The organism is Streptomyces sp. NPDC059564 (genome assembly GCF_042735575.1).
Classification (GTDB): Bacteria; Actinomycetota; Actinomycetes; order Streptomycetales; family Streptomycetaceae; genus Streptomyces.
Window position 1 is genome coordinate 1 of record NZ_JBHWBP010000465.1, and the last position, 5,032, is coordinate 5,032.

At 73.1% G+C, this 5,032-nt stretch carries 3 protein-coding genes; all 3 read right to left on the bottom strand.

Annotation, left to right across the window (positions count from 1 at the left end; all coding sequences use genetic code 11):
• Nucleotides 1–161: 161 nt before the first annotated feature.
• The 3 genes from ACFV0Q_RS38230 to ACFV0Q_RS38240 are packed head-to-tail and all read right to left on the bottom strand — an operon-like array spanning nucleotide 162 to nucleotide 4,839.
• A complete protein-coding gene (locus tag ACFV0Q_RS38230; RefSeq protein WP_385012267.1) occupies nucleotides 162–1,322 on the bottom strand; it encodes an acyl-CoA dehydrogenase family protein in 1,161 nt (386 codons plus the stop codon).
• Nucleotides 1,319–3,232: an acetyl/propionyl/methylcrotonyl-CoA carboxylase subunit alpha gene (locus tag ACFV0Q_RS38235; protein WP_385012269.1), complete on the bottom strand. Its 1,914-nt coding sequence runs from the start codon at nucleotides 3,230–3,232 to the stop codon at nucleotides 1,319–1,321. The genes ACFV0Q_RS38230 and ACFV0Q_RS38235 overlap by 4 nt, the downstream gene beginning before the upstream one ends.
• Before the next feature lie 8 nt (nucleotides 3,233–3,240).
• The gene (locus ACFV0Q_RS38240; protein WP_385012271.1) at nucleotides 3,241–4,839 is read right to left on the bottom strand and encodes an acyl-CoA carboxylase subunit beta; all 1,599 of its coding nucleotides are present in this window, start codon (nucleotides 4,837–4,839) and stop codon (nucleotides 3,241–3,243) included.
• Nucleotides 4,840–5,032: the final 193 nt, after the last annotated feature.

Below are 5,032 nucleotides of genomic sequence, written 5' to 3' on the forward strand. Positions count from 1 at the left end.
GGCATGATGTATGGCGCCCGATCCGGATCAGAGTGTGCGGGCGGCACCGCGCGCCAACACATCACGTTTTATATCCCGGACGACACCCCGCCCCGTCCCCGGCCCTGGTGCCGGCCCGCGGGGCCCGGGTCCCGGTCTCGGGTTCAGGGGTTTCCGGTGGGTCAGTAGGACTTGGGGAGGCCCAGGGACTGGTGGGAGATGAAGTTGAGGATCATCTCACGGCTGACCGGGGCGATGCGGGCCACGCGGGAGGCGGTGATGAGGGAGGCCAGGCCGTATTCGCGGGTGAGGCCGTTGCCGCCCAGGGTGTGGACGGACTGGTCCACCGCCTTGACGCAGGCCTCGGCAGCGGCGTATTTGGCCATGTTCGCCGCCTCGCCCGCGCCCATGTCGTCGCCCGCGTCGTAGAGGTGGGCCGCCTTGCTCATCATCAGGCGGGCCAGTTCCAGTTCGATGTGGGCCGCCGCCAGGGGGTGGGCGATGGCCTGGTGGGCGCCGATCGGGGCCTTCCACACCTGGCGGGTCTTCGCGTAGTCGACGGCCTTGGCGAGCGCGTAGCGGCCCATGCCGATCGCGAAGGCGGCCGTCATGATGCGTTCGGGGTTGAGGCCCGCGAAGAGCTGGAGGAGGCCCGCGTCCTCGTCCCCGATGAGGGAGGAGGCAGGGAGGCGGACCTCTTCCAGGGTGAGTTCGAATTGCTTCTCGGCTGCCTGGAGTTCCATGTCGATGACCGAGCGGGTGAAGCCCGGGGTGTCTCGGGGGACTATGAACAGGCAGGGTTTGAGGCTGCCCGTCCTGGAGTCTTCCGTGCGGCCGACGATGAGGGTCGCGTCGGCTGTGTCCACGCCCGAGATGAAGACCTTGCGGCCGGTGAGGATCCAGTCGTCGCCGTCGCGGCGGGCCGTGGTGGTGATGCGGTGGGAGTTGGATCCGGCGTCGGGTTCGGTGATGCCGAAGGCCATGGTGCGGCTGCCGTCGGCCAGGCCGGGGAGCCAGGCGCGCTTCTGGTCCTCGGTGCCGAAGCGGGCGATGACGGTGCCGCAGATGGCCGGGGAGACCACCATCATCAGGAGGGGGCAGCCGGCGGCCCCGAGTTCTTCGAGGACGATGGAGAGTTCCGCGATGCCGCCGCCTCCGCCGCCGTACTCCTCGGGGAGGTTGACCCCGAGGTAGCCGAGCTTGGCGGCGTCCGCCCACAGCTCGTCGGGGTGGCCGCCCTCGCGGGCGACGCGAGCCAGGTACTCGCGGCCGTACTTCCGGCCGAGGGCGGCGACCGCGGTGCGCAGGGCCTGGTGTTCTTCGGTGTCGGGGGTGGGGCTCATGCTTCCTCCTGGACTACGGCGAGCAGGGCGCCGAACTCGACCTGTTGGCCGGTGGCGGCGTGGAGCGCGGTGAGCGTGCCGGAGGCGGGGGCGAGGATGCGGTGCTCCATCTTCATGGCCTCCAGCCACAGCAGGGGCTGCCCGGCGGTGACGGCGGTGCCGGGGGCGAGGCCCTCGGCGACGCGGACGACGGTGCCGGGCATGGGGGCGAGCAGGGAGCCCGGTTCGGTCCGGTCCTGCGGATCGGGGAACCGGGGGACGGGGACGAGGGCGTGGGCGCCGAGCGCGGAGTCGACGTGGAGCGTGTTCGAATTTTGTTTCACGTGGAACGCGCGGCGGATCCCGTCGACTTCGAGGGTGACGAGGGTGGGCGTGGCGGCCAGGACGCGGACGCCGGGGTGGTGCACGGGGTGGTACTGGACCTCGTACTCGGTGCCCGCCGAGGTGTAGCGGCGGGTCTGCGGCTGGGAGCGGAGGTTGCGCCAGCCGCCGAGGCGGGCGGCGAGCGGGGCGTCCGGGGCGGGGGCCGCCTGGGCGAGGGCGGCGGCGAGGGCCGCCAGGGTGGCGTCCGGGGCGTCTTCGGTGAGGGCGGGCAGGTGGCGTTCGTAGAAGCCGGTGTCGGGCTGCCCGGCGGTGAACTCCGGGTGGCGCAGGGAGCGTACGAGGAGCTCGCGGTTGGTGGTGAGGCCGTGGATGCGGGCTCCGGCGAGGGCGTGGGCGAGGATCCGGACGGCCTCGGCGCGGGTCGGCGCGTGGGCGACGACCTTGGCGAGCATGGGGTCGTAGTGGATGCCGACCGGGTCCCCGTCGGTGAAGCCGGTGTCGACGCGGACCCCGGCCGGGAGGTCGAGGGTGTGCAGGGTGCCGGTCTGCGGGCGCCAGTCCAGGGCCGGGTCCTCGGCGTAGAGGCGGGCCTCTACGGCGTGGCCGGACGGCTCGGGGGGTGTGAGGGGCAGGGCGGCCCCTTCGGCGATCCGCAGTTGGAGGGCTACCAGGTCGAGGGCGAAGACCGCCTCGGTGACCGGGTGTTCGACCTGGAGGCGGGTGTTCATTTCCAGGAAGTACGGGCGGCCGTCGGCGGTGACGAGGAACTCGACGGTGCCGGCGCCCCGGTAGGAGACGGCGCGGGCGGCGGCCACGGCGGCCTCGTGGAGGGTGGTGCGCAGGGTTTCGGGGAGGCCGGGGGCGGGGGCTTCCTCGATGACCTTCTGGTGGCGGCGCTGGAGGGAGCAGTCGCGGGTTCCGAGGGCCCAGACGGTGCCGTGGGCGTCGGCGAGGACCTGCACCTCGACGTGCCGGCCGCGTTCCACGTAGGGCTCGGCGAAGACCTCGCCGTCGCCGAAGGCGGAGGCGGCCTCGGCGGAGGCGGCGTCCAGGGACTCCTTGAGGGCGTCGAGGTCGCGGACCACGCGCATCCCGCGGCCGCCGCCGCCCGCCGCGGCCTTCAGGAGGAGGGGGAGGTCGGCGGTGGTGGCGGTGGCCGGGTCGACGGGGTCGAGGAGGGGGACGCGCGCGGCGCGCATCAGTTCCTTGGCCCGGGTCTTGGAGGCCATGGCCTCGATGGCCTCGGGGGGCGGGCCGATCCAGGTCAGGCCGGCCGCCCGGACCTGGCGGGCGAAGTCCGCGTTCTCGGAGAGGAAGCCGTAGCCGGGGTGGACGGCGTCGGCTCCGGCGGCGAGGGCCGCCGCGATGATCAGGTCGGCGCGCAGGTAGGTGTCGGCGGGGGCGGCGCCGGGGAGCCGTACGGCCGCGTCGGCGGTGCGGACGTGCAGGGCGTCGGCGTCGGGGTCGGAGTGGACGGCGACGGTGGCCAGGCCCAGGGAGCGGGCCGTGCGGAAGATCCGGACGGCGATCTCGCCCCGGTTGGCGACCAGGAGGGAGGTGATCGGGTTCGTGATCGGGTTCGTCATCTGCGGGCTCACATCCGGAAGACGCCGAAGCCGCCACGGGCGCCCTCGACGGGGGCGTTGTGGACGGCCGACAGGCACAGGCCGAGGACGGTACGGGTGTCGCGCGGGTCGATGACCCCGTCGTCGTACAGCCGCCCGGACAGGAAGAGGGGGAGGGACTCGGATTCGATCTGTGCCTCTACGAAGGCGCGCATCCCGGCGTCCTGTTCCTCGTCGTACGGGAGGCCCTTCGCGGCGGCGGACTGCCGGGACACGATCGAGAGCACGCCCGCGAGCTGGGCGGGGCCCATGACGGCGGATTTGGCGCTGGGCCAGGCGAAGAGGAAGCGGGGCTCGTAGGCGCGGCCGCACATGCCGTAGTGGCCGGCGCCGTAGCTCGCGCCGACGAGGACGGAGAGGTGCGGGACGCGGGAGTTGGAGACCGCGTTGATCATCATCGAGCCGTGTTTGACGATGCCGCCCTGCTCGTACTCCTTGCCCACCATGTAGCCGGTGGTGTTGTGGAGGAAGACGAGGGGGATGTCGCGCTGGTTGGCGAGCTGGATGAACTGGGCGGCCTTCTGCGACTCGGCGCTGAACAGGACCCCTTGGGCGTTGGCGAGGATGCCGACCGGGTAGCCGTGGAGGGTGGCCCAGCCGGTGACGAGGCTGGTGCCGTAGAGGGGCTTGAACTCGTCGAAGTCGGAGGCGTCGACGATGCGGGCGATGACCTCGCGGGGGTCGAAGGGGGTCTTGAGGTCCGGCGGGACGATGCCGAGGAGCTCCTCCGGGTCGTGGAGGGGTTCCGGGGCGGGCGGCGGGTCCGTGTGCGGTTTGCGGTGGTTGAGGCGGGCCACGATGCGGCGGGCCTGGCGGATGGCGTCGTACTCGTCGACGGCGTAGTGGTCGGCGAGGCCGGAGGTGCGGGCGTGCATGTCGGCGCCGCCGAGGGACTCGTCGTCGCTCTCCTCGCCGGTGGCCATCTTGACCAGCGGCGGACCGCCGAGGAACACCTTGGAGCGGTCCTTGATCATGACGGTGTGGTCGGACATGCCGGGGATGTACGCGCCTCCGGCGGTGGAGTTGCCGAAGACGACGGCGATGGTGGGGATCCCGTCGGCGGAGAGCCGGGTGAGGTCGCGGAAGATCGCGCCGCCCGGGATGAAGATCTCCTTCTGGGAGGGCAGGTCGGCGCCGCCGGACTCCACGAGGCTGATGCAGGGGAGGCGGTTCTGGCGGGCGATCTCGTTGGCCCGCAGCGCCTTCTTCAGGGTCCAGGGGTTGCTGGCGCCACCGCGGACGGTGGGGTCGTTGGCGGTGATCAGACATTCGACGCCCTCGACGGTGCCGATGCCGGTGACCATCGAGGCGCCGACGGGGTGGTCGCTGCCCCAGGCGGCGAGCGGGGACAGCTCCAGGAACGGTGTGTCGGGGTCGAGGAGCAGCTCGACGCGTTCGCGGGCGAGGAGCTTGCCGCGGGCGCGGTGGCGGGCGGTGTACTTCTCGCCGCCGCCGGCGAGGGCGTTGGCGTGTTCGGCGTCGAGGGCGGCGAGGCGGTCCAGGGCGGCGGTACGGGCTTGCGTGTGCTCGGGGGCGTGCGGGTCGACGGCGGTGCCGAGACGGGTCATGAACGGGTCCCCTCCGGGGCGGGTGGCGGGTCGGCGGGCGGCGGGGCCGTTGGCGGGGCCTCGGGGTCCGGTCGGGGCCGGGCCCGGGCCGCGCGCTCGGGACCGGCTTCCGGCCTGGGGCGAGTCCCGGCCCCGGACGACGGCTCGGGGCGAGTCCCGGCCCCGGACGACGGCTCGGGGCGAGTCCCGGCCC